The organism is Pararhodonellum marinum (assembly GCF_015354735.1).
Taxonomy (GTDB): domain Bacteria; phylum Bacteroidota; class Bacteroidia; order Cytophagales; family Cyclobacteriaceae; genus Pararhodonellum; species Pararhodonellum marinum.
This window is the reverse complement of the sequence record NZ_JACEFJ010000002.1, coordinates 737,987-762,787: the sequence shown is the minus strand read 5'-3', so window position 1 is coordinate 762,787 and position 24,801 is coordinate 737,987. Positions and strand designations below refer to the sequence as shown.

Sequence of the window (24,801 nt, the reverse complement as noted above, 5' to 3'; positions counted from 1 at the left end):
TACCTTTAGGTTTGCATCGGAAAAATGAATGAAATGATAATTGGTTTTCAGAAAAGACCCTCATAATTTCTTTTGAAAAGCATGCTTCTGAGCTCAGCCAACTACATTTTTGAGAAGAGAATTCTTGCATTTTAGCAAATTATATTTTATATTTGGGTATTGTTTAATAATAAAATTTTGTTTTTATGAAAAAGTTGTTCACATTATGTTTTTTGCTTCTTGTGTCAAATTTTCTATCGGCCCAAAAAGTAGCGCTTAACATCACCGACAAAAAAAATATTTTCATCCATTCGATTCAGGATGAAAAAGTGTTTGTGATTGGGAATTTTGAACCCATCACTTCCGAAAGCGTCCGGTTCCAGGCTTACATTACGGATGAGAATTTAATGCCCATCAAAGAACATGCCTTCAACATCATGCTTACCAAAGACCAGGAAATTCTGGGTATTTCGCATGGGGTGGATAAGCTGTCTCTTTTTGTCTCCTCCGTTGCCAAATCCATGAAAGGCAGCGGCATCGACATTCATTCCATTTCTTACCAAACCGGTGAGTATATGTTACAGAGCGGGATAGAACTCGCTTCCAAAAAACATAAACTGATCAATTATTTTGGAAATGGAAAAGCAGTCTATGCCATCTATCAGCACAAATCTGAAGGGTTTGTATTGGCCAACTTGAATGCCACTCATGAACCCAGGTTATTGACTACCCTGGATATTCAGAAAATTGCAGGTAAAGCCCCAAACATGGAAGGTTTCAAAAGCAGCAATTTTTCTACCTATTTGGATTTTGCAGATGCTTACTACTCAAGGAAGGCCTATCCACAGGGAAATGATATCCTGTACCTTACTTATGACCTCGCATCGGATACCAAAACAAGGACAGAAGTTCTGAAAATCGATTTTGACCAAATTAAAATCGATCATATCATGGCTTTTGAGGAAGATAGAGAAATGTTTTCCTATCCGAGAAGTATCCTTAGAGCGGATCAATTGACCACTTTGATTGCCAAGGAAGATCGATTGGTGTTACAGGCATTGGACATCAAAAACCCTGAACTTGTCACTTCTTGGAGCAGAAAATTGCATGCTTCTGAGATGGGACTGATGGTTAATTCTCTGGAAAACTTAAACTCCATCAATCAGAAAGTGGACTATACCCCTTTTAATACAGGGATTCACGAGGCGTTTTTTGGAAGATTCCGAAGTAACAGACACTTTAGAACCGTAGGATTTATTGAGGTGGATGAAAACCAGAAGCCAAAAGCCATGATTGGCTCACTGGTGGAGACGATAGACCACAGTCCGTCTTCAGGGATTTACCCGGTCGGAGCCGGTTCTACGAGTTCCAATCCAACCTCTTACTTTTCAGGGTTTCATTACTTGAATCAGTCTTTGGAGGAAACCTCTATGAAAAGTGAAAAAGTGGATGCGTCTATCTATGATAATTACATCAAGGAAAAAACCAAGATCATCAACGCGCATGGGCCTGATTTGATATTTGGTTTTGATATGCCAAAAGAGATAAAAATCGTTTATTACGATAAGGATCAAAAAGTATTGTCTTTCTCTTCAGTTTCAAAAATGGAAAATATCAAACTGGCAACAAAACAGCCTTGATATTCATTTCATTAGGCGGTTTAAACCAAACTTTCTGAAGCCCTGTTACCTCATAGCCCTTCATCAGGCCGGTAGCAGGGCATATTTGTATGGTGGCTGTTGAACTGGATCTGTAAAAGTTATTTTCATCGTGGTATCTAATTTGCAATTCAACCACCTGATCCCCCTCATAGCTCACTTTAACTTCCTGAATTTCTCCTTTTTCTCCAGGCTTTAAACGATGAATAAGTTGATTATTTTCTTCGACGGTTTCATAGGAAAGCGCTAATGATGCTTTGTTGATGTCTGACTGGACAAAAAGGTCAAGTTCCTTCCTCCAAGCCGCTTCATCCATTTCTTGAATGGTCGTGATGGATTCCCCTTTGAGCGTGGTAGTTTTTTCAACACTTCTACCCTCAAGTTGATCGATCTGTTCTTGCAATAAGGTTTGTATCGGAAAATACTTATCTATTTGAACTGGATTTGAGACCGGCTGCTTTCCGTCCTTTTGACAGGAAAAAAACAATCCGATCAGAATTACAAAATAAAATTTTTTCATTGTTTTTTCAATAGGACTTCTCCAGTCATCTCTCCAGGGATATGCACTCCCATCATGGTCAGGATGGTAGGGGCCAAATCACCCAATTTGCCATCTTTGACCTCTAAATAGTCCTCATCATCAACCATAATACATGGAACAAGGTTCGTGGTGTGGGCAGTATTGGGACTTCCATCCTCGTTGATCATACAGTCGCTGTTGCCATGGTCTGCTATCACAATGGTAGAATATCCACTGGCTAAAGCGGTATTGATGACTTGCTCAGCACATTTATCCACCGTCTCACAGGCTTTGACTGCCGCTTCAAAGACGCCGGTGTGTCCGACCATATCCGCATTGGCAAAATTCAGGCAAATGAAATCCACCTCTTTTTTCTTTAATTCTACATTAATTTTGCTGGCAATTTCATAGGCGGCCATCTCAGGTTGCAGATCGTAAGTAGCCACCTTAGGTGAACTACAAAGAATTCTGGATTCCCCTTCAAAAGCCACTTCTCGACCTCCTGAGAAGAAAAAGGTCACGTGGGGATATTTTTCTGTTTCAGCAATTCGGATTTGTTTTTTGCCAAATGCGGCAAGCACTTCTCCTAGGGTATTTTTAAGGTTATCTTTTTCAAAAAGCACTTTTACACCCTTAAATGTTTCATCATAATTCGTGAATGTAATGTAATCAAGAGGTAATTTCTGCATTTTGTAATCTTCAAAATCTTTTTGGGTAAGGACTTCTGTAATCTCTCTACCCCGATCAGTTCTAAAATTAAAGCAGATGACCAAATCCCCCTCCTCAATAGTAGCTAAAGGTTTTCCTTTCCCATTTACTTGAATGATTGGTCTGATGAATTCATCAGTTACACCGTTGGAATAGGACTTTTTCATCGCCTGGATGATATCTTTTGATTTCTCCCCTTCACCTAGCACCAAGGCATCATAAGCCAACTTTACTCGTTCCCAGCGCTTATCCCTATCCATAGCGTAATATCGGCCAACTACAGAAGCAATTTTTCCTGAAGAGCTTTTCAAATGATCTTGAAGCTCAGTAAGGTACCGGGCACCTGCCATGGGATCTGTGTCTCTTCCATCGGTAAAAGCATGGATATAAACATCCTCAAAACCATTGGCTTTGGCAGCATCGCAAAGGCCTTTCAGGTGATTGATATGGGCATGTACTCCCCCATCTGAAACCAAACCAATAAAGTGGGCTTTTTTTCCCAATGCTCTGGCCTTGGCAAAAGCCTCTTCTAAAACGGGGTGGTGATCTAAATCCCCATCTTGGATGGCTTTGTTCACTTTCACCAGGTCCTGGTACACCACCCTACCTGCGCCGATGTTCATGTGTCCTACTTCCGAATTTCCCATTTGCCCTTCTGGAAGTCCTACTGCTAGCCCAGAGGCATCCAGTCTTGAATGAGGGTATTTTTTATACAAACCATCTATAAATGGTGTTTTTGCTTTGTCGATAGCTGATACTTTTGGGTTGGTTGCCAATCCCCAACCGTCCAAAATCATGAGTAAAACTTTTTTATCCATGTTACAAATATAAAGATTTAAAATCCATCCAAAGGAAAAAAAACAAGCTTTAACCCCTCACTCAATTGTTGCCTTTGCACATAAAATTTTTAAAATCAGGAAATTTTTAACCAGAAGTAGAACTTTCAATTGATTAATCGGGATTAAGATCGGTCAATTTCAGTAACCAAGAGTTAATAAATAGAAGTAAAATGCAAAAACTTGGAATCGTCTTATTTTAGTAAAAAAAACATATCTTTTCCTTCTGAGATAAATGGCTTAAAATTTGTTAAATTCTAAACATGCACAATTTGATTGCCCATATATTGATCTTCGTATTTCTTTTCAGCCTCTTCAGTTCGAATACTATAAAGTCACAAAAAGAGGAGATAGAGGAGATAACCCTTTCTTTTCAAGCCGGTTCCAGTAGGGACTTGGCCCAACATTTTCATAGCAACTTGGAAATGAACATCAATGGCAACCAAGCCGATTACTCTAAAAATCAAGCCGAGCAGGTGTTAAGAGATTTTTTCAAAAAATTCCCCCCTATTGATTTTCAGATCATCCACAGAGGGGAGTCTGCGGATAACCTTAAGTATTTTATTGGACTTTATAACTCAGATAATATCAGCTTTAGGGTATTGATCAAGGGTCGAAATTCGCAGGAGACCATGAAAATATACAGCATGGATTTCACCAAAGAATAATCTTAATCAATTTTTCAAAAAAAAACGGATAAATTTTGACTCAGGCTTCATTCTGATCTTTATTTTGTTATTTTTGATTTGTGAAAAAAAGTTACCTCTCTGCCGAAAAAATAAATGAATTTATTACCCGGGCACTGCAGGAAGACGTTGGAGAAGGCGACCATTCGACCCTGGCCTCCATACCAAAAGATGCCAATGGTCAGGCCCAATTGATCATCAAGGAATCAGGTATCATTGCAGGGCTGGAATTGGCAGAAATGATTTTCAATCGTTTTGACCCCGACCTGTCCGTCGAACTTTTGATGAACGATGGGGATAGGGTAAAGGAAGGCAATATTGGACTTAGAGTAAAAGGCCGTGCTGCATCCATCCTAACTTCGGAGCGGTTGGTGCTCAACTGCCTTCAAAGGATGAGTGGTATAGCTACCAAAACAGCCCGGTTAACGGAAATGATTGCCCATACCAAAGCCAGGTTGATGGACACCCGGAAAACCACGCCTAATTTCAGGATGATGGAAAAATGGGCAGTGGTCTTAGGAGGAGGTTTGAATCACCGCTTCGCGCTCTATGACATGGTCATGTTAAAAGACAACCACATCGATTTTGCCGGTGGTATCTCGAAAGCCATACAGGCTACGTTAGGTTATTTGAAGGAAAAAGGGCTGGATCTTAAAATTGAGGTGGAAACCAGAAACCTATCTGAGGTCAGACAAGTGCTGAGGGAGGGAGGTATCCATGTCATCATGCTGGATAACATGAGCTATGAGGACATGCGAGCTGCTGTCAAAATGATTGACGGAGAGTATAAAACGGAGGCCTCAGGAGGAATTACCGAAGCCACAATCAGTAAAGTTGCGGAATGTGGGGTGGACTTCATCTCCGTAGGAGCCCTAACCCACCATGTAAAAAGCATGGATATCAGTTTGAAAGCTTATTAAAATACATATACGTTTTATTCCCTTATGACTTACGAGAAAGGTTTTATCAATTGTATGGTGGTGCACAAACCTGAGGAAGGTTATAAACTCAGCCACCTATTACAGCAAGTTTGTGCCTATGTGAAAACCCTGCGCGTGATGCCCAATTGGGAAAATGCCTGGCAGTACCTCAACAGTGGACAAAACATAGATCTGATCGTAGGCAGTTTTGAACTCACAGACCTGCACCCCGGAATCTTCGATAAGCTTGACAAAAGGGTTCCTGTAGTTTTTACCTCAAATAAACCTTTCGTAACAGAAAAAGCCTTCTCTTTGAATTGCCTGGATTTTGTCAATGAAAGTCCGCATCCTGACAGATTGAAAGCTACTTTTGAAAAATATTTTACTTTATATGGTCAAAAGGCCCCAAAACTTAATGGAGAAAACGGTGTCATCAAAGATAATTATAACGGTCATGGCCAGCAAAAATCCAGGTTTCTGGTAAAGCTTGGGGACGAATTGTTGTATAAAACCCCGCAGGAAGCAGCCTTTTTTATGGCAGAAGAAGGCTTGACTTATTTAATAGAAATGGGCAGTGGCAACCGGTATCTCATCGATTACAAGCTTATGGATCTAGAAGAACAGTTTGTAGATCAAAAACAATTTTTCAGAGTAAACCGGAGTATACTACTTAACATTCACGCCATAGACCTGATCAAAAAATACCTCAACAGCAGGCTTCAAATTGTACCCAAAGTGGATTTTGATGAGGAGATAGTGGTCAGCAGGGAAAAAGTCAAAGATTTCAAGAAGTGGATCAATCAATAGATATGCGTACCTATTTCTTGCCAGATCATTATTTAATTCATTTTCACTAAACTTTGCCATATGTTGCCCTCCCTGAAAAAAATACTTGGTGGTGCGCAGGCGGCATTTATGGGACATCCCTCAATCATGACCATTTGAGACCCTCTTTTTTTAAATGTTACCATAATTTCCTTCTCCCTGTACCAATCCTCCCATTCCTCAAGTTCCGCTAAAGGAACAATAAACAAGCTGCTGTTTTGAGGAACACTAAGATACTTTGTTTCTATGAGGTAGACCTTACTTCCATCAACTGTGTAAATTCCACTGGCTTTCGAATTAAAACCAAGTTCCTTACGGGGAAATATTTGTTGGACAGTACTATTATATTCAAAAGTACCATCATCATGGAATGTGTAGGAAATGACTTGGCCCCATTCCATGTTTTCTTGAAAAAGGTTACTCTCCCATGTCCCAAAGAGGTTGCTGGGCACAAGAACCTCATCTTCAAGATTACAGGAAAGGGTTACTGCAAATAATGAAGCTGCAAGGATGCAATTGGATATTTTCATGGCTTGATCTGGAAGGTTACATTTGAGACGTTTAAAGAATGTAAAATGTCCTAAAATGAAATTTAAATGTAAGGAAAAGTTTACCGTAAATGGATCAAAAAAAAGGAGACCTTAGGCTCCAATTGAAGGTTGGCTATGGTGGTGCATAAAAAAAGCCCTCAAAATATCTGAAGGCTTTATTGTGGATTAAGTAAACTGTATCAACAACTATCAATCTTTTGTAGCAAAGTCGGGATAGGCGCGCATGCTGTGTTCATTGATGTCCAAGCCTTCCAACTCCTCTGCTTCATCCACTCGAATGCCTTGGGTCTTTTTAAGAGAGTAAAAGAGGATAAAACTAAAGGCCACACAAAATGCCCCTATCACGCCTATTCCTTTCAATTGAGCCAAAATCTGACTCATTCCGGCCAAATCTCCAAAAAGACCTACTGCCAATGTGCCCCAAATCCCCACAACGAGGTGAACAGAAATAGCACCAACTGGGTCATCAATTTTGATTCTATCAAAGAAGACCACTGCAAAGACAACAATTGTACCTCCGATAAACCCAATGGCAGCGGCCTCCCAAACCGCCATCAAATCAGCACCTGCCGTGATGGCCACCAACCCGGCAAGAATCCCATTGAGCACCATGGTGATGTCATAGGATTTGAATTTCAGGTAAGAGGCAATCAAAGCTCCAAAGGCACCTGCCGCAGCAGCAATAGAAGTCGTCACAAATACCCTTGATACATCTCCGGGAGAAGCCGAAAGCACAGATCCCCCGTTGAAACCGAACCAGCCAAACCAAAGTAAAAATACGCCTATGGTTGCAAGGGGTATGTTATGTCCCGGGATGGCATTCATGCCTTTTTCGGTGTATTTACCTAAGCGAGGCCCCAAAAGATAGGCACCAATAAGGGCACCCCAGCCACCTACTGAATGGACTAAGGTCGATCCGGCAAAATCATAGAATGGGATAGCCATGGTGTCGAGAAATCCACCGCCCCATTTCCACATGCCAACGATGGGATAACAAATGCCTACATATAAGATGGAAAAAAAGATAAATGGCCCCAACTTAATCCTTTCGGCCACAGCTCCTGACACAATGGTGGCTGCCGTTGCGGCAAACATGGCCTGAAAAATAAAATCAGTAAAGAAAGTATAGCCTTCATCATAAGCCACCGTATCCCAGCCTTCAGGCAGTGTAATTCCAAGGCCGTTGAGCCCAATAAAAGCACCTGCAAATGCCTCACCCGGATACATCAGGCTAAATCCTATAAAGGCATAGGTAAGGAGACCTATAGCAGGAATAATGGTATTTTTGAAAAGAATGTTGACGGTATTTTTTGCTCGGGTCATGCCTGCCTCCAAGCAGGCAAAACCCAAATGCATGATGAATACCAAAATGGTGGCCATCATCATCCATAAATTATTAATGGTAAATAGTTCTTGATTCATAGGTTTGATAGGTTAATAATTAGTAAATGAGAGCAGCATTCTCTTATAGGGCATTTTCACCTCTATCACTATTCCTAATCCGATGGGCCTCCAGTACATCATAGACGAAGATCTTGCCATCCCCTATTTCTCCCGTTTTTCCCTCTTTGAGAATACAGTTTATGACTGGCTCAACCAATTCTTCCACAGTAACGATTTCCAGTTTGGTCCTAGGAATATAGGCTGGCTCATAGGCCACCCCTCGGTAGGTTTGTGGCTTGGCATGCTCCAAACCCATGCCTTTCACCTCGTAAAAGGTGAGAAATTTGACTCCCAATCCGGCTACACAGCTGTGTATTTCTTCGAATTTTGAAGTCCTAATAATGGCTTCTATTTTTTTCATTTCTTCAATTAAAACAGGTTTATGTTAGTGATTTGCTCCGAAAGTAAATCAAAATTTGTGAATTTTAAAAAATTTTGCTCATTTTTTAATGTATTTTATTGTCGAATACAGATTTTTCTGCTGTGTAGGATGTTTTGGAAGCCAACTTTAGTGTTTTTTGCAATTTTTTTAACTTTGTTGGTAGATTTTAAAACCCTGCTGATTCAAACTTTGAGGTATGATTCCGATGCTTCTCCTCCAACGTGCTTTAAGTTGGGTATTGCTTTATTTTCCAATCAAAAACTTCTGACTCAGCCAATATTCATCAAGGAGGGGTTCCTAAATCATTTTTACATTTTTTTGGAATAAATCTCCCATTATCCTGACTGCTTGAGATAAAACCTTAAATTTGGATTTTTAAAAAATCTTACATACCTAATGAAAAAAAAACCAACTCTTTTAATCCTAGCTGCTGGAATTGGAAGCCGTTATGGAGGAAATAAGCAAATTGACGGCTTTGGCCCTCACGGTGAAACCATCATAGAATACTCGATTTTTGATGCGATACGGGCCGGATTCGGCAAAGTGGTCTTTATCGTTAGAGAAGAAATTTTGCAAACTGCAAAAGACAAATTCCTACCTAAGTTGGAAGGGAAAATTGAGACTGAATTTGTCTTACAATCTTTAAGCAGTTTTGTGCCTGATCAATACCAGCATCCTGACAGAGTCAAACCTTTTGGTACAGCGCATGCGGTTCTTTGTGCCGCTAATGCCATTCAAGAACCTTTTGCCGTGATCAATGCGGATGATTTTTATGGTAAAGAGGCATTTGAAATCTTGGGTAAATTCCTTAGTGAAGGGGTAAAACCTGATCTTCATGCTATGGTGGGTTATGCCATTGATAATGTACTGTCTGAGCACGGGACAGTCAGCAGAGGGGTTTGCGAGATGGATGAGCAACATCAATTGATAGGAATGGTGGAACGGACCGCCATTTCTATGCAAAACGGCAAAATCATCAGTTCAGGAGAAGAGGAATCATTTGAGATCCCTTCGGGGACACCCGTTTCCATGAATTTCTGGGGATTTCATCAGGATGTTTTTAAAGACATCATGGAAATGTGGCAGGAATTTCTTCCATCCAATCAGCATAACCTCAAATCGGAGTTTTTCATACCCTTGGTTGCCAATAACCTGATCAAGGATGGAAAAGCTGCCTTTGAAGTCTTGGAAGGAGGGAAAACCTGGTTTGGGGTGACTTACCCCGAAGACAAGCCCATCGTGATCAAGGCTTTGCAAGACCTGCATACAAGTGGTCAATACCCAGAGGACCTATGGGCTTAAGAACAGCGTAAAGCCCATATGGAGAAAGAAATTGGTTAATAGTACAATTTTTTCCCTCAAAAATTTGTTGTCTTGATAAGATCTTTGAGGCCTAAATCTGCCTAATGATGTTAAAAAAACTAATATTTGCCATCAATCCCCTTTCCACAGACTTCGGTTTATTGCTTTTAAGGTTGGGGACTTCTGGACTGATGATAACACACGGTTGGGGAAAAATCGCCAATTACAGTGAAAACCTGACCAAATTTGCTGATCCACTTGGAATTGGCACACAAACCTCCTTGGTATTGGCCATTTTCGCTGAGTTTTTCTGTTCAATTCTATTGGCTTTGGGTTTTTTTTCAAGGTTGGCCCTAATCCCTCTCATCATAACAATGGTAACCGCTGCATTTATGGTACACGGGGGTAACTTTTCCAAACAAGAATTGCCATTGCTTTTCCTGATCGCTTTTCTTACTCTATTTTTCACAGGACCTGGTAAGTACTCCCTGGATGCACAGGTGAAACCCACAAAGAAATACTGATCAATCCAGTATGAGAGTAGGTTGTATTTCAAAAAAACTTTTGTCAGCTGGGATATCATCCAAAATATTTTTGGACCTTTCCGGACGCGCATCAGTCATAAAGATCTGACCAAAGTCTCCTTTAGCCACCAATCCCATCAATTTGCTGATCCGCAAGTCATCCAGCTTGTCAAACACATCATCCAAAAGTAAAATTGGCTTTTCTTTTTTGTTGTCTAAAAATGATTGAAACTGGGCAAGCTTAAGCGCGATGACAAACGACTTTTGTTGACCCTGCGAACCAAATTTTTTGATGGGATGCCCATCTATTTCAAAGCGATAATCATCTTTGTGGATGCCCAACCCGGTCCTTTTCAAAAGAATATCTTTTTTGTGGTTGTTCAAGAAAATCGCTTCAAAACCTTCATCCCTACAATCACTTTCGTAATGAATTTTAACCCTTTCTCTGTCTCCCGAGATTGTCCCATAGTGTTCCTGAAGCTTGGGTTCAAAGCTTTCATTAAAAGCATCTCTAGCCTTAAAAATTTCCTTAGCCAACTTGACGAGTTGGCGGTCGTAAGGCTCTATCTGCAGTTTGTCAAAATAGGCTTGCTCATTGAAAGCTTTGATCAGGGCGTTTCTTTGTTTTAAAGCATGTTGGTATTGAATAAGTTGCTGTAAGTATTTTTTGTCCAATTGGCATAGCATACTGTCAAAAAATTTCCTTCGCTCCTCACTGCCATCCCTGATCAGAGTAGTGTCATCAGGTGCAATCAACACAACGGGAATGAGACCAATGTGGTCGCTCATTCTTTCATATGCCTTCCCATTCAGGCTAAGCTGTTTTTTCTTACCCTCTTCCAAAACACAGTGGACGGCCATTGTCTTATCGTTGCGCTCAAATTCACCCTTTATGGAAAAAAAACTCCCCTCATGTTGAATATTCTGGCTATCCTGAGCATTGAAAGCACTTTTGGTCAGACAGAGATAATGAATGGCATCCAATAAATTGGTTTTCCCTGAGCCGTTGATGCCTAAAAAACAGTTGATTTCGGGAGAAAAGTCAAATTGAACCTTGGCGTGGTTTTTAAATTGGTTCAATAGGATATTTTTCAGGTACATGTTTAGAAAAGGTACTGTTTTTCACTAATTTCGCAGTCCGGCTATTTGTTTAAGCCGATTTGACTATATTTGAAGCCCTAAGTTAGCATATTTAAACAATACTCGATGGCAAAGAAGAGTTCGACCACAAAAGCTAAAGTGAAATACTCAAAAGAGACCTATACTTTCTGGTACGAAAGTATGTTGCTTATGAGAAGGTTTGAGGAAAAAGCAGGCCAACTGTATGGTCAGCAAAAAATCAGGGGATTCTGTCATTTGTATATTGGTCAGGAAGCCTGTGCCTCCGGTGCCATTTCGGCCCTTACCAAGGATGACAAATGGATCACTGCTTACCGTGACCATGCCCATCCACTTGGACTAGGCACTGATCCAGGGGCAGTGATGGCAGAACTATATGGAAAAGCCACCGGCGCTTCAAAAGGAAAGGGTGGGTCCATGCATATTTTTGACAAATCTGTCAATTTTATTGGAGGCCACGGAATTGTGGGTGCTCAGATACCACTGGGTCTTGGAATCGGTTTTGCCGAAAAATACAAAGGAACCAAAAACCTTTGCATGTGCTACATGGGAGATGGTGCTGTCCGTCAGGGCGCATTCCATGAAGCCTTAAACTTGGCCATGCTGTATAAGACCCCGGTCATATTTGTAATCGAAAACAATGGCTATGCCATGGGTACTGCCGTAAGGCGTTCTTCCAATGTGGAAGATCTGTCCACATTAGGAGAATCCTATGACATGCCTAGCTTTGCCGTGGATGCCATGGATGTGGAAGCGGTTCATGAAGCAGTGGCTGAAGCCGCCGAAAGAGCCAGAAAAGGGGATGGTCCTACACTATTGGAATTCAGGACCTACCGATACAAAGGCCATTCCATGTCTGATCCTCAAAAATACAGAACAAGAGAAGAAGTAGAAGAATACAAGCAAAGAGATCCAATCGAGCAGGTAAAGAAAACCATTGAGGACAACAATATCTTAACCGCCGAAGAGATTGAAGAAATCAACAAAAAAGTAAAAAAACAAGTAGAAGATGCTGTGAAGTTTGCTGAGGAGTCGCCTTGGCCTGATGGAAAAGCGGCTTTTGAAGATGTATATGTGCAGGAGGATTATCCATTTATAATGGAATAAAAAATTTGAAAACCGAGAAGTCAGTCACCCTTTCTGGTACCGGAAACAGGTGGCTGACTTCTTTTTTATTTGTGAATTAAGGAAAACCGTTATCTTTGCGGCTGAAATTTGATAGAAATGGCAAAAAAGGTTACCAGAGCAAAAAAAGCTCAAGTAGAGAAAGGAAATGAGTTGTTGGAGAATCCCGAAGAAATCGCGGACAGACTGCAGCGGGGTGAGTTGTTCATCAAGAAAAATTCCAAAATAGTTGGTGGGGCGATCATCGCCCTCATCTTGGTGATAGCGGGAATACTTTATTTCCAAATTGACAGACAAAACAAAAACAAGACGGCCCAGGCGGAAATGTTCCAAGCGGTGTACTATTATGAACAGGACAGTTTGGAGTTTGCCATCAACGGTGACGGATCCAACCCCGGCTTTTTAGATATTATCAATCGATACAAAGGAACCGATGCGGCCAATTTATCCCATTACTATTTGGGTTCTATCTACCTTTCTGAAAGAGAGTTCCAAAAAGCAGTGGATCACCTGGAGAAATTCTCCTCTGATGATTATTTTGTCCAAGCCAAGGCCTATGCACTTATTGGTGATGCCTATTTTGAATTGAAGAACATAGACAAGGCCATCAGCAATTATGACAAAGCAGCCAAATACAGACCCAATAAATTCTTTACGCCCCGTTACCTCATGAAATTGGCAGTGGCATATGAAGAAGCTGGCCAACTGAATAAGGCCATCGAGGCTTATGGAAGAATCGAACAAGAATACTTTGAATCATACGAATTTACCGCAGCACGAAAGCATAAAGCTCGCCTGGAAGGCCTTGCTTCAAACTAATGCGTTACGATCTGCATTAAAAAAAGAGTAAGGCCTTCGTCTTACTCTTTTTTTGTTGTATCCTAAAAACCACATAAATCATGGCTACCTCCCTGAAAAACCTGAGTCAGCATTCAGACAACAACATCATCAATATCAGCAAAAAGAAAATTGCTCTGGTGGTATCAGAATGGAATGATACCATCACCGAATCCTTGTATAGTGCAGCTTTGGAAACTTTGCTGAAGCATGGCGCCAAAAAGGAAAACCTTTACCGAAAAAATGTACCCGGCTCTTTTGAGCTTCCCCTTGCTGCCCAATGGATGGCAGAACGCAGTGAGATTGATGCCGTAATTTGCCTGGGCTGTGTGGTTCAGGGAGAAACCAGGCATTTTGATTTTATCTGCGATGCAGTAGCGCATGGCATTACCCAGGTAGGCCTTAAATTTAACAAGCCGGTTATTTTTGGGGTACTCACGCCCGATACCCAACAGCAGGGACTGGACCGGGCAGGTGGCAAGCATGGGAACAAAGGTGATGAAGCAGCCATCACAGCGATCAAAATGTTAGGGTTTTAAGCCCAGCAATTTTGAGGAGTTGTTGCCTCGCTCCAGCTTAACTTTTATTCAGAATTTACCATCAAACCTATAAAACCACATCCATCACATGAAAATCATGAAATTTGGAGGGACTTCTGTGGGAAGACCCGACCGCATGCATCAGGTAAAAGATCTGATCACACGAGACCCTGAAAGAAAAATCGTGGTCCTTTCCGCCCTTTCCGGCACCACCAATGCCTTGGTAGGGATAGGTGAGGCGCTGGCTGAAGCAGATAAAGACCTGGCGAAAAATAGAATAGATGCCCTTCATGCCCATTATCTTCAATTCTATAAGGATTTGCTAAAGCAGGATGATACGCTTGTGAAAGCCGAAAATATCATAAAGGAACATTTTGAATTCCTTAACATCATTCTGAAAATTTCTTTTAATGAAGCCATAAACAGGGATATTCTGGCGCAGGGCGAACTGCTATCTACCAAATTATTTTTTACTTTGTTGGAAGAATTACAGATTCCTGCGGTCTTTTTATCTGCATTGGATTTTATGAGTATTGATGAAAATCAGGAACCGGAACTTTTGAAAATAGGGGAAAAATTGAAATCCATTTTGGCGGAACATCCCGAAAACCAGATTTTTGTAACCCAAGGATACATTTGCAAAAACCACCGGAAAGAAGTTGATAACCTCAAAAGAGGCGGCAGTGACTATACAGCCTCCCTAATCGGGGCAGCCCTAGGGACAGACCTCATTGAGATATGGACGGACATAGATGGCATGCACAACAATGACCCACGGATCGTGGACAAAACCCGGCCCATAGCTGCCTTGTCCTTTGATGAAGCGGCAGAGTTGGCCTACTTCGGAGCTAAAATCCTTCACCCAGCTTCCATATGGCCAGCCCAAATGTACAATGTTCCCGTCAAGCTGCTCAATACCATGGAACCTGACGCTCCAGGCACCACCATTACTGCCAAAGAAACTACCACGGGTGTGAAGGCACTCGCTGCCAAAGATGGCATCACCGCGATCAAAATCAAATCCAGTCGGATGCTTTTGGCCTATGGTTTTTTAAGAAGGGTTTTTGAAATCTTTGAAAAGTACCGCACCCCCATTGATATGATTACCACCTCTGAGGTTGCCGTCTCACTGACCATAGATGACACCTCACACCTTGAAGAAATCAAACAGGAATTGGAGCAGTTCGGAATCGTGGAGGTGGATGAAAACCAAACCATCATCTGTATCGTAGGCCATCAGGTAGCTGAGACCAAAGGGAGCATCAAAACCATCATGGATGCTTTGAATGAATTTCCCTTAAGAATGGTTTCCTATGGTGGAAGCCGTCACAATGTCTCCATTTTGATAGATGCCTCCTTAAAAAATCAAGCTTTAAAAAGTTTGAATGAAGGATTATTTATCTGGTAAAAAGTAAGGCTAAACATCAAATTGTTGAGCCTTTTTGGGAAATGGTCAGGGGATTGGCGCTTCAGAGGCGCTGCATCCACCTGGCCAACAAAACATCGTGGACGAGGTAATGATCCCCATCCCTTATGACCAATTCTTTTTGCTCCAAAGCTTTTAAAGCTGTACTGACCGTACTGGCAGCTCCGAGCTGATAAGTTTGAATAAAATCTTTACCTGTGGGATTTTTAAGAGGCTCTGCTTTGGCAATGGATTTCAAGAGCTGCCACTGCACATGGGTCAGCAGCTTGGGGAAATTGCTGAAAATGGATTGGTGCTGGTCCAGAATCTGATAAATAACTGTATTCAAAGCCTCTTCTTTGACCTGGTCAAATTGACTGTAAAGGTGATTACAGATCAGTTGCACAGTGTAGGTTTGTCCCCTTGACCACTCGTAAATTTTTTCTATCAAACTATTCTTGATGGTTTTCTGATTTTGGTTAAAATGCTTTTTGATGAAGCTTGAATAGCTTTCCAAAGGAATGGAATCCAGGGCCATCAATTGGGCACTCTGGTAAAAAGGTCTGTTTTTTTCTACAAACATGGCCTGCATCATACCCCGGTGGCTTCCTGAAAATATAAATCTTATTTCTGGGAAATCCTCCACCCATGACCTAAACTGAGCTTCAGCTTCCTGGCCGGGATAATAAATAACCTGCTGGAATTCATCCAAGGCGAGGATGATATTTTTCTTTCTATCCCTCAAAAATTCACCCAATACCTGTAGTGACTGTACATTGAATTCCGGCTTTCTTAGGCCTAAACTGATTTCTGGGTTTCCCGAAAAAGGATCAAAGCTTAATGTTGCCCCAACCATGGCGAGAAGCCGTTGCAATGTAGCGGACAAGCCGCTCTGCGTCTTCCCGAATTTTTCATAAATGGCTATGGTGATGGCTTTGATCGCACCAGCCATGTCTTGAGTCGGAAGTAAATCGACAAAGATCGTTTCTGTCTCTTTTTCTTCTTCTACTTCCTCAAAGAATCCTTTGATCAGCGCGGTTTTACCCATCCGTCTCCATGAAAATAAAACAATATTTCTTCCATTTTGAACATGGTTATGCAGAGATTGAATTTCTTCCAGGCGGTTACAGAAGTACTTTTTGCCTCTAAAAGCTTGAAGAACAAATGGATTAACGACTTTTTTCACCTTCCAATTTCTTAAAAATAACTTTATTCGTAAATGGCGTTACGTATTTTCCGTAATGGATATTCCGTTACGGAAAGTACGTAATTTAAATTCAATTTCAAATTTTTCACCTAAATATTAAACTGGAATTGTAAAGAAAAACCATGTGGGAAAAACGCCAAAAAGTTGCATCTTCGCCTATGCAAAAAGAATCAACTCCAAAGTCAGGCTTTCTGCAAAAGCTACGCAGCAAGTGGCAATTGAAGAGTATTTGGCAAGTTGTCCTTGTCCTTTTGGTATTTGCCTTAACTGGATTTACCGTGTTGTTTATCAAAAAACCTCTGTTTGATTTTTTGGGCATCAGCTTAGAAAAAGGTGGATTCTGGAAGACGGTTCTCTACTTGATTTTTGTTTTGCCCTTATACCAGTTGATTTTGCTTTTTTATGGTTTTCTCCTTGGTCAATTCCACTTTTTTTGGGAAAAGGAAAAACTTTTTTTCCGACGTGTTGGGAAAGTATTTTCAAGTCAAAAGAAAACACCATAAGTACCCTGAGGTTATATTAAGTGGTTTAAAAAGTTTACATTTGTAGGCGAAAAAATAAAACAGTTTGAAATGGCGAAAAAAAGAGGTGTTGGACTCGAAACGCATGAAAAAAGAAAGTTAAATAAGGAAAATTTAGGAAAGCTAAGCGGTATATTCCGTTTTGTTTGGCCTTATAAGACTCCTTTTTTATTAGGTCTCTTATTTCTGCTTTTGTCCAGCCTTACCTTATTGGCCTTCCCATATGTCGCCGGCAAACTGATAGATACTGCACAAGGAGAGCCATGGCTTTTCAATGACATCAATGGGATTGCCCTGATGCTTTTGGGCATCCTTTTGGTGCAAAGTATATTTTCTTTCTTTAGAGTTTGGCTTTTTGCAGTAGTCAGTGAAAAATCCATGCGGGATATCCGGCATGCTTTGTACCATCGACTGGTCCACCTGCCTATGTCTTTTTTTGACAGAAGAAGAACCGGAGAACTCATCAGTAGAATCACTTCGGATGTCAGCATGCTTCAGGACACTTTTTCAGTGACACTGGCAGAATTGTTTCGCCAAATCATTACACTTGTAGCCGGTGTAGCGGTACTCTTTGTCATGACGCCAAAATTGACCTTATTTATGCTGGCCACTTTCCCGGTCCTGGTCATCATTGCCATGGTTTTCGGAAAATTCATCCGCAAACTTTCCAAAGCCACCCAAGATGAATTGGCCTCCGCCAATGTAATAGTAGAAGAGACCCTTCAATCCATCATGACCGTCAAATCGTTTACCGGGGAAGCCTTTGAAGCTGCAAGGTATGGCAAAGGTCTGAATAGGGTGGTCAAAGTAGCCCTGAAAGCGGCCACCTACCGAGGGGCCTTTATTTCCTTTATCATCTTCGCCTTGTTTGGCGGCATCGTAGCGGTGATGTGGTATGGTGCTTCCTTGGTAGGGTCGGGGGAAATGAGCGTGGGCAATTTGGTTTCTTTCGTCCTCTACACCACTTTTATTGGCGGCTCTATCGCAGGTCTAGGAGACATTTATGGCCAACTACAGAAAGCAATTGGTGCTTCCGAAAGGGTGCTCGAAATCATGGGGGAAACCCCTGAGGAGGCGCTGAAACCTGTTCAGAAAGTCAAAGTAGAAGGGGCGATCCAATTTCATGAGGTTGCCTTTACCTATCCTACAAGAGCTGAAATTGCGGTTTTGAATGACATCAGTTTCCATGTCAGGGCGGGAGAGAAGATCGCTCTTGCCGGCCATTCCGGAGCGGGTAAATCCACCATCATCCAGCTGTTGCTTAAGTTCTATGACATACAAAAAGGTCAAATTCTGATTGACCAAAAGCCCATTCAGGATTGGAACTTGCAGCAATTAAGATCGCAGATTGGCATTGTACCCCAAGAGGTGCTTCTTTTTGGGGGAAGCATCAGGGAAAACATTGCTTATGCTAAGCCGGATGCCACTGAAGAAGAAATCATTCTGGCAGCCAAAAAAGCCAATGCCTGGAGGTTTATCAAAAAATTTCCAGAAGGATTGGATACGCTTGTCGGAGAACGGGGAGTGAAATTGTCTGGAGGGCAAAGACAAAGGGTGGCTATAGCACGCGCCATATTGAAAGATCCAGCGATTCTAATTCTGGACGAAGCCACTTCATCTCTCGATGCCGAATCAGAGGCTTTGGTACAGGAAGCCTTGGACGTATTGATGAAAAACAGGACCACCATCATCATTGCCCACCGATTGGCAACCATCCGAAAGGTTGACCGCATCTATGTACTTCAGGAAGGAAAAATTGTAGAAGAAGGCAGCCACGATTGGCTCGCTGCTCAGGAAAACGGCTTCTATGCCAATTTGGTCAGGTTGCAGTTTGCAGAGTAAACACAACGACAAAAGCTCATCGGTGGAAATCATTTTTTTTAAATACAAAAAAAGGCTGATCTCCACTGACCAGCCTCTTTTGCTTTTCAACTTATTTTTTTCTTGCTTTTTTCATGGGATTCTCTCCCTGAGAAGCTCCTCTCACCCCTCCCCTTTGTTGAAATAATTCAAATCGATTGGGAGCATATTGTCTAGGCCAGGAATTGTTGCTTTCATCAATGTCGGCTGTTTCCCTGAATGGATCCAAAACAATGTGGCTGATTTCATTTTTCTTTGCAAATACTTTGGTTACTGAGGTTTCATTTAAACGCCAGATTTCCGCAGGGATTCTTTCTACCTCTGAGGTACCATCTGTATAGTTGAACTCCAAAATCAATGGCATGACCAATCCCCCTACATTCTCAAAAGTTATTTCATAAAAATTCAATCCGGAATTAAGCAGTTCTTTTTCTTTTGTGCTCAAACCTGCCATAAAATCACGGTAAGCTTTTTCATCTTCAGGAGTTACCGAAAAGGGATTATAGCTATTATAAAAGTCTCTGGTAGCAGGGTCTGTCTCTACTACCGTTTGGGGGACATCCTGTTTGTTCCTGGATTTGGTAATAAAATCCTCCTCTATGTCAAATGCAGCTTTGTCATCAGCCTTTTTTTGAGCCGCGGTTCGGTTATCAAGCTTGTACCAGTTGACTTCTTGGATAGCTATATCCACGGCTTCAGTTCCATAGAACCAGCCTCTCCAAAACCAGTCCAAGTCAACCGCTGAAGCATCTTCCATCGTACGGAAGAAATCCTCAGGGGTGGGATGTTTGAACATCCATCTTTGGGCATATTCTTTGAAAGCAAAATCAAAAAGCTCCCTGCCCATGATGGTTTCCCTTAGAACATTGAGTGCCGTCGCAGGTTTTGCATAAGCATTGGGGCCAAATTGAATGATGTTTTCTGAATTGGTCATGATCGGTTCCAGCAAGTGTTTTTCACTTTTCATGTAAGGGACTATTTTATGGGCTGGACCCCGTCTTGAAGGATAGTCGCGGTCCCACTCCTGTTCAGCCAGGAATTGAAGGAAGGTGTTCAGACCCTCGTCCATCCAAGTCCATTGCCGCTCGTCTGAATTGACGATCATAGGGAAATAATTGTGACCCACTTCGTGAATGATCACGGATATCATCCCGTACTTTACAGCATCGGAATAAGTCCCGTCAGCATCAGGTCTTCCATAATTGAAACAGATCATGGGATATTCCATGCCATTGGTGGCTTCTACCGAAATGGCTACCGGATAAGGATAATCAAAGGTTCTGGAAGAATAGGATTTGAGGGTATGGGCCACGACTCTGGTAGAATACTGTTCCCACAGTGGGTTGGCCTCCTTGGCATAGTAAGACATGGCCATTACTTCATTACCCCCCTGCTTCACGGCCATGGCGTCCCAAATGAATTTTCTGGAAGAAGTCCAGGCAAAATCCCTCACGTTCTCCGCATGAAAAACCCAGGTTTTCTTGTCTCGAGCCCTACCTTTCTCCAAACGCTCAGCTTCTGCTTGTGTACGGATAATCACTGGCTTGTCGAAGGTCTGTTTGGCTCGATTCCACCTTTCCAATTCGTTGGCACTGAGCACCTCCTCGGGGTTTTGCAATACTCCTGTGGCTCCCACCATGTGATCTGCTGGCACTGTAATTTTAACTTTATAATCTCCAAAAGTTAGCGCAAACTCTCCTCTTCCTACAAATTGCTTGTTTTGCCATCCCTCAAAATCTGAATAAACGGCCATTCTTGGAAACCACTCGGCCATGGTATAGAGGTAATTGCCATCTTGCTCGAAAAATTCATAGCCAGGCCTACCCCCGATAAAACTCATCCGGTCATGGATGTTAAAACTCCAATCCACGGTGAATTCAAAGGATTCCCCTGAAGGCAGTGGCTGGGGTAAATCTACCCGCATCATGGTCTGATTGATGGTCACCGGAATTGCTTGCCCATTTAATCCCTTGACCGAATGAATGGTATATCCCAAGTCCTGGTCATGCCAAAGAATCGACTCCAGTTGCCGCAAAGACATGCGGGGATTAATTTTACTTTCGGCAATTTTAGGCGTATTGGAATCTTTCGCCCGTTCATTTTGGTCCAATTGAATCCATAGGTAAGACAGCGGATCCGGGGAATTGTTGATATAGGTCACTTTTTGGCTACCAGTAATGGATTGGTTGTCGTCATTAAGTTCGACCTCAATTTCATGATTGGCTTTTTGTTGCCAATACAGGTGACCAGGGGCACCTGATGCGGTACGATACACATTGGGAGACCGCAACATGGGCCCCAATTGTTCAAAACGCTCACCGTGGTTTTGCTCTGTTCTCTGTGCCGTAACTGAAAAGGCCACCAACATGACCAAGCCTAGACCTAATATAAGTTGCTTCATGATTTTATATTGTATTAACTAATTCATAATTAAGTTATGTATAAATTGTTTTGGCCTCTTTACCAGAATTTGGCGTCGATCATCATCATTAGGGACATGCCTAGAACAATTGCCGAAACGACTAAGGTCCATTCTTTGCGGTTGATTCCCATGATCCCAACCAATACTGATGAAATTAAAAGGAAAACCGCCACGACCACCAACTGCCCCACTTCCAATCCCACATTAAACGCCAAGAGAGGTTCTAAAATTGATCGTTCCCTTCCAAGTAAAGACCGCAGGTAGTTGCTGAAGCCCAGTCCATGTATCAACCCAAAGAAAAGGGCAAATAGGTAATTGATCTGAAGGCCCCCGGAACCGGATGGCTTTGGTTTAATGATATTGACCAAAGCGGTAATGGCGATGGTCACTGGGATAAGAAATTCAATGAGGTTGCTGTTCAGATTGAGTAACTTAAAAGTAGCAAGCGCCAAAGTGATGGAATGTCCAATGGTAAATGCGGTGACCAAAATCAGAATTTTTTTCCAATCTCTGCTTAGGTAGATGGCGCACAATACGATCACAAACAAAATGTGATCAAAACCTTTTAAATCAAGAATATGCTGAATACCTAATTGAAAATAGAGTTGAAATTGACTCATATAGGAAGTTTAGTTATCAAAAGGTCCCATTGCATTTTCGGGATTGCAATATTAATGTATAATTTGCACAAAATATACAATAGATCTGAACAAATGCATCAATATTACATGTTTACCCTAGTTTGGGGATATGTGGCCTTTTTTCACCCCTTTTATATCAGCTTGACGGATATTAGGTACAATCCAGAAGCTAAAAGCGTGGAAATTGCCCAGCGAATCTTTTGGGATGATCTTGAAGTGGCTTTGGCAAAAACATACGATAAAAAAGTCGACTTTCTGAATCCAGATGATCCAGATCAGTTGGAAGCACTGCTGGAGGATTACCTCACTGCACATAACCAAATCCATATTAACGGAAAAAAAGTCCAGCTAATGTACTTAGGCCATGAGGTGGAGGAAGATGCAGCGTGGTTTTACCTTGAAGCAAAAAAGATAGCCAAACCCAAATCGGTTCAAATCACCAACACTTTACTTTTTTCTCAATTTGAAGACCAGCAAAACATTGTGAATTTTTACATGGATGAAAAACCAAAGAGCCTGCTTCTTGATAAAAGAAAGGAAACAGGCTCCTTGAATTTTTAATATCTCGCTGTGGTAGGATTGGGAAGCAATAGGCCTTCTTGACGAAGTGCTTTGCTAATTTTCCTGGCGTAGTGGTTGTTCAATACATCATATCCGGCATACAGTTCTCCCCTCAGAAAAGCATTGGAAACCCAAACGTTTTCATAGTTTTTGGTTTCAATCAGGAAAGAATTGACCACAGCCCTAGGTTCAGAGGTACTTCCCAGAAAAACCTCATAATATGTTTTCAGATGAACAAACAGAATGGCATCCACCCCTGATTGTTCGATGGCGTCTTTAAATTCCATGTAAGACACCTCATTGTGCACAGGGAAAAGCTCATCGGTATCCAATACCACAGCTGGTGCAAGATTTCTTTTCAAAGACCTGAATAGCTGCCCCCTAAAGCGGATGTTTTCCAGGTGATTGAATTGATTCATGATGACATGTTCATAGTTGTCAAAGTCCCATCGCCTAAAATCATCTTGTGATTCCACAAAAACCACAAGGTACCTGTTGTAGAAATTTTTCTCTTCCGTAAGTTTTTGGGAATTCATGTTTACAGTAGCACAACCAAAAACCAGAAGTAACAGCGGATAAACAAAAAGCTTTTTCATATACCTCATATACTGAAACTAACAAGGTAAGGTTGCGCTGAATGAAAAAAGGCCACCTATAAATAGGCAGCCTTTCTGTATATCAAGTGATTAAAATCAATAACCTGGGTTCTGCGGAATCGGTGCAGTAGCGTTAGTCAGTATCTCCTCCAAAGGAATAGGCCAAATGAAAGCATTTGAACTGTATGCAATGGCATGGTCTGTTGGAATAACTCTGTCTGTTGTATAGAAATCTAGGTTTCCAATCTGTCGAGACGATGCTTTTGCAGGTACTCCGTCCATTCTTCCTTCACCAGAAAGCCGGTGAATATCCGGCCATCTTCTGCCTTCACCAAGAAACTCTATTCTTTTCTCGTTGAAGATGGCGGTTAAGACACCTTCCTGTCCACCTAATCCAGCTGCGGTAAAGGAAGGAACACTTGCTGGAAGGGCCCTATCTCTCACCGAATTCAGTAAAGTCACTGCTACATCCAAGTTACCTAATCTGGCATTGGCTTCTGCGGCAGTCAAGACCAATTCAGAATACCTCAATATTGGGGTAGGATCTGCCCTTGTTATCGGATCAATGTATTTTGCCGAATAGATACCAGCAGCATTTCTTGAGGTCAAGAGTTCCCTTCTAGTATCTTCGGGATGCCAGAAGTTTGATCTCCAGATCAAAGGACTTACTTTAACAAGTCCCCTTCCTCCATCAGCAGGATTGCCATACATCGCAGGCAAAGCACCGTTCACAGTTCCGTTTGATTCAGCTGAATTGATAAAAGAAAAGATGTTGTCAGTTGATGTCCCTCTAAATGGAGCAGCTGGATTGGCTGTAACAGCATATCCTGTAACTTTAGCAAATTCGGTTAAAACACCCTGCCAATCACCCATATGCTGCTTTACTCTGATTTTTAAGCCTATTGCAGCACCTTTATTGGCCCTAGCCATTCCTCCACCTTCTGGAAGCAATTGTTCCGCTTCATCAAGATCAGCTATTAACTGTGCATAATCTTCACCTACTGTGGTTCTACCCACTGCTTCACCTTCTGTTACTAAAGGAACATCATTTATAGGGAAGATACGGTATGGGATACCCATAGAACCTGGATCATCAGTGTAGGGTCTTGCAAAGTGGATCAATACCTCATGATGAGACAATGCCCTCATAAAAAGCATCTCCCCTCTGTAACGGTTTCTTTGATCTTGGGTAAGAACTCCCTCAGAAAGCGCAGGCTCTAAACCTTCTAAAGTAATGTTAGCCCTGTTAATCACCCTGTACAGTGAACTCCACATGTTGTTGTTGTTCGCAGTATTGGGATTGTAGGTTCCAGTATAGGTGATTTCATAGAACAATTGATCATTGTACATGTCCTCACCTCTCATATCACCTTGCTGAACAGTGGCTGCACCAAAAGGGTACCCTCTACCATTTACTGAAGAGCCATTAAAGAACCCTCGTTGAGCGGCCTCATAAACACCGAATACAATCGATTCTATCCGGGCAGCGGTAGCAAATGCCTCCGCATCTGGAATGATGGTGGCAGGAAGCGTATCAATAACGTCGCAAGAGCTTGCCCACATAAAGGCAAATCCCGTCAACCCGGCTTTTATTTTTGTTGAAATTTTCATTTTCATTTCTACTTTTTTTAAAG

Annotated in this window: 24 protein-coding genes; 13 read left to right on the top strand and 11 right to left on the bottom strand. The window is 41.8% G+C overall.

All coding sequences use genetic code 11. The features are described 5' to 3' along the window. Positions 1-185: 185 nt before the first annotated feature. Positions 186-1,619, top strand: a complete 1,434-nt coding sequence (locus tag H1A14_RS07080; protein WP_194775509.1) for a hypothetical protein — start codon at positions 186-188, stop codon at positions 1,617-1,619. On the opposite strand, the gene H1A14_RS07075 is transcribed toward H1A14_RS07080, so the two are convergent. Together H1A14_RS07075 and gpmI are read right to left on the bottom strand one after the other, a co-directional pair. Beyond that, a complete protein-coding gene (locus H1A14_RS07075; RefSeq protein WP_194775508.1) occupies positions 1,594-2,157 on the bottom strand; it encodes a hypothetical protein in 564 nt (187 codons plus the stop codon). The two genes, H1A14_RS07080 and H1A14_RS07075, sit on opposite strands and share 26 nt — an antisense overlap. Beyond that, the gene (gene gpmI / locus H1A14_RS07070) at positions 2,154-3,683 is read right to left on the bottom strand and encodes a 2,3-bisphosphoglycerate-independent phosphoglycerate mutase (protein WP_194775507.1); all 1,530 of its coding nucleotides are present in this window, start codon (positions 3,681-3,683) and stop codon (positions 2,154-2,156) included. The genes H1A14_RS07075 and gpmI overlap by 4 nt, the downstream gene beginning before the upstream one ends. A 281-nt stretch (positions 3,684-3,964) precedes the next feature. Between gpmI and H1A14_RS07065 the strand changes: the two genes are divergently transcribed. The 3 genes from H1A14_RS07065 (at position 3,965) to H1A14_RS07055 (ending at position 6,114) form a co-directional block, all read left to right on the top strand. Beyond that, on the top strand, positions 3,965-4,369 hold the full coding sequence (locus H1A14_RS07065; RefSeq protein WP_194775506.1) for a DUF4783 domain-containing protein: 405 nt from the start codon (positions 3,965-3,967) through the stop codon (positions 4,367-4,369). A gap of 80 nt (positions 4,370-4,449) precedes the next feature. Further along, positions 4,450-5,307, top strand: coding sequence for a carboxylating nicotinate-nucleotide diphosphorylase (gene nadC / locus H1A14_RS07060; RefSeq protein WP_194775505.1), 858 nt, complete (start codon positions 4,450-4,452; stop codon positions 5,305-5,307). A gap of 24 nt (positions 5,308-5,331) precedes the next feature. Further along, on the top strand, positions 5,332-6,114 hold the full coding sequence (locus tag H1A14_RS07055; protein ID WP_194775504.1) for a LytR/AlgR family response regulator transcription factor: 783 nt from the start codon (positions 5,332-5,334) through the stop codon (positions 6,112-6,114). Positions 6,115-6,146: 32 nt separating this feature from the next. On the opposite strand, the gene H1A14_RS07050 is transcribed toward H1A14_RS07055, so the two are convergent. The 3 genes from H1A14_RS07050 to H1A14_RS07040 all read right to left on the bottom strand — a co-directional run bounded on the left by H1A14_RS07050 (position 6,147) and on the right by H1A14_RS07040 (position 8,487). Then, positions 6,147-6,662, bottom strand: coding sequence for a hypothetical protein (locus tag H1A14_RS07050; RefSeq protein WP_194775503.1), 516 nt, complete (start codon positions 6,660-6,662; stop codon positions 6,147-6,149). Between the two features lie 210 nt (positions 6,663-6,872). Next, positions 6,873-8,105: an ammonium transporter gene (locus H1A14_RS07045; protein ID WP_194775502.1), complete on the bottom strand. Its 1,233-nt coding sequence runs from the start codon at positions 8,103-8,105 to the stop codon at positions 6,873-6,875. Positions 8,106-8,148: 43 nt separating this feature from the next. Beyond that, positions 8,149-8,487, bottom strand: a complete 339-nt coding sequence (locus tag H1A14_RS07040; protein ID WP_194775501.1) for a P-II family nitrogen regulator — start codon at positions 8,485-8,487, stop codon at positions 8,149-8,151. A 417-nt stretch (positions 8,488-8,904) separates the two neighbouring features. On the opposite strand from H1A14_RS07040, the gene H1A14_RS07035 reads away from it, so the two are divergent. Then, positions 8,905-9,810 carry a sugar phosphate nucleotidyltransferase gene (locus H1A14_RS07035; RefSeq protein WP_194775500.1) on the top strand — a complete coding sequence of 302 codons (906 nt, stop codon included), beginning with the start codon at positions 8,905-8,907 and terminating at the stop codon, positions 9,808-9,810. Between the two features lie 104 nt (positions 9,811-9,914). Continuing rightward, complete coding sequence (locus H1A14_RS07030; RefSeq protein WP_228527628.1) at positions 9,915-10,334, top strand: DoxX family protein; 420 nt, start codon at positions 9,915-9,917, stop codon at positions 10,332-10,334. Here the strand turns inward: H1A14_RS07030 and recF are convergent, their stop codons facing one another. Beyond that, positions 10,335-11,435: a DNA replication/repair protein RecF gene (recF, locus tag H1A14_RS07025; RefSeq protein WP_194775499.1), complete on the bottom strand. Its 1,101-nt coding sequence runs from the start codon at positions 11,433-11,435 to the stop codon at positions 10,335-10,337. Positions 11,436-11,540: 105 nt separating this feature from the next. Between recF and pdhA the strand changes: the two genes are divergently transcribed. The 4 genes from pdhA to H1A14_RS07005 all read left to right on the top strand — a co-directional run bounded on the left by pdhA (position 11,541) and on the right by H1A14_RS07005 (position 15,362). Then, positions 11,541-12,560, top strand: a complete 1,020-nt coding sequence (pdhA, locus tag H1A14_RS07020; RefSeq protein ID WP_194775498.1) for a pyruvate dehydrogenase (acetyl-transferring) E1 component subunit alpha — start codon at positions 11,541-11,543, stop codon at positions 12,558-12,560. Positions 12,561-12,677: 117 nt separating this feature from the next. Beyond that, positions 12,678-13,397 (top strand): tetratricopeptide repeat protein, encoded by a 720-nt coding sequence (locus H1A14_RS07015; protein ID WP_194775497.1) that lies wholly within the window; start codon positions 12,678-12,680, stop codon positions 13,395-13,397. Positions 13,398-13,477: 80 nt separating this feature from the next. Further along, positions 13,478-13,954 carry a 6,7-dimethyl-8-ribityllumazine synthase gene (ribH, locus tag H1A14_RS07010; RefSeq protein WP_194775496.1) on the top strand — a complete coding sequence of 159 codons (477 nt, stop codon included), beginning with the start codon at positions 13,478-13,480 and terminating at the stop codon, positions 13,952-13,954. Positions 13,955-14,042: 88 nt separating this feature from the next. Beyond that, complete coding sequence (locus H1A14_RS07005; RefSeq protein WP_194775495.1) at positions 14,043-15,362, top strand: aspartate kinase; 1,320 nt, start codon at positions 14,043-14,045, stop codon at positions 15,360-15,362. 61 nt (positions 15,363-15,423) lie between these two features. Here H1A14_RS07005 and H1A14_RS07000 read toward each other — a convergent pair whose 3' ends face one another. Continuing rightward, on the bottom strand, positions 15,424-16,545 hold the full coding sequence (locus H1A14_RS07000; RefSeq protein ID WP_194775494.1) for an AAA family ATPase: 1,122 nt from the start codon (positions 16,543-16,545) through the stop codon (positions 15,424-15,426). Positions 16,546-16,724: 179 nt separating this feature from the next. Between H1A14_RS07000 and H1A14_RS23165 the strand changes: the two genes are divergently transcribed. Then, positions 16,725-17,069: a DUF6787 family protein gene (locus H1A14_RS23165; protein ID WP_228527659.1), complete on the top strand. Its 345-nt coding sequence runs from the start codon at positions 16,725-16,727 to the stop codon at positions 17,067-17,069. Positions 17,070-17,138: 69 nt separating this feature from the next. Further along, positions 17,139-18,929 carry an ABC transporter ATP-binding protein gene (locus H1A14_RS06995; protein ID WP_194775493.1) on the top strand — a complete coding sequence of 597 codons (1,791 nt, stop codon included), beginning with the start codon at positions 17,139-17,141 and terminating at the stop codon, positions 18,927-18,929. Between the two features lie 91 nt (positions 18,930-19,020). Here the strand turns inward: H1A14_RS06995 and H1A14_RS06990 are convergent, their stop codons facing one another. Together H1A14_RS06990 and H1A14_RS06985 are read right to left on the bottom strand one after the other, a co-directional pair. After that, positions 19,021-21,348, bottom strand: coding sequence for a M1 family metallopeptidase (locus tag H1A14_RS06990; RefSeq protein WP_194775492.1), 2,328 nt, complete (start codon positions 21,346-21,348; stop codon positions 19,021-19,023). Between the two features lie 59 nt (positions 21,349-21,407). After that, entirely contained in the window at positions 21,408-21,989 is a 582-nt protein-coding gene (locus H1A14_RS06985; RefSeq protein WP_194775491.1) for a HupE/UreJ family protein, read from the bottom strand. 93 nt (positions 21,990-22,082) lie between these two features. Between H1A14_RS06985 and H1A14_RS06980 the strand changes: the two genes are divergently transcribed. Then, on the top strand, positions 22,083-22,571 hold the full coding sequence (locus H1A14_RS06980; protein ID WP_194775490.1) for a DUF6702 family protein: 489 nt from the start codon (positions 22,083-22,085) through the stop codon (positions 22,569-22,571). Here the strand turns inward: H1A14_RS06980 and H1A14_RS06975 are convergent. Beyond that, a complete protein-coding gene (locus H1A14_RS06975; protein WP_194775489.1) occupies positions 22,568-23,107 on the bottom strand; it encodes a hypothetical protein in 540 nt (179 codons plus the stop codon). The two genes, H1A14_RS06980 and H1A14_RS06975, sit on opposite strands and share 4 nt — an antisense overlap. 156 nt (positions 23,108-23,263) lie before the next feature. Next, on the bottom strand, positions 23,264-24,778 hold the full coding sequence (locus tag H1A14_RS06970; RefSeq protein WP_228527627.1) for a RagB/SusD family nutrient uptake outer membrane protein: 1,515 nt from the start codon (positions 24,776-24,778) through the stop codon (positions 23,264-23,266). Positions 24,779-24,801 lie beyond the last annotated feature (23 nt).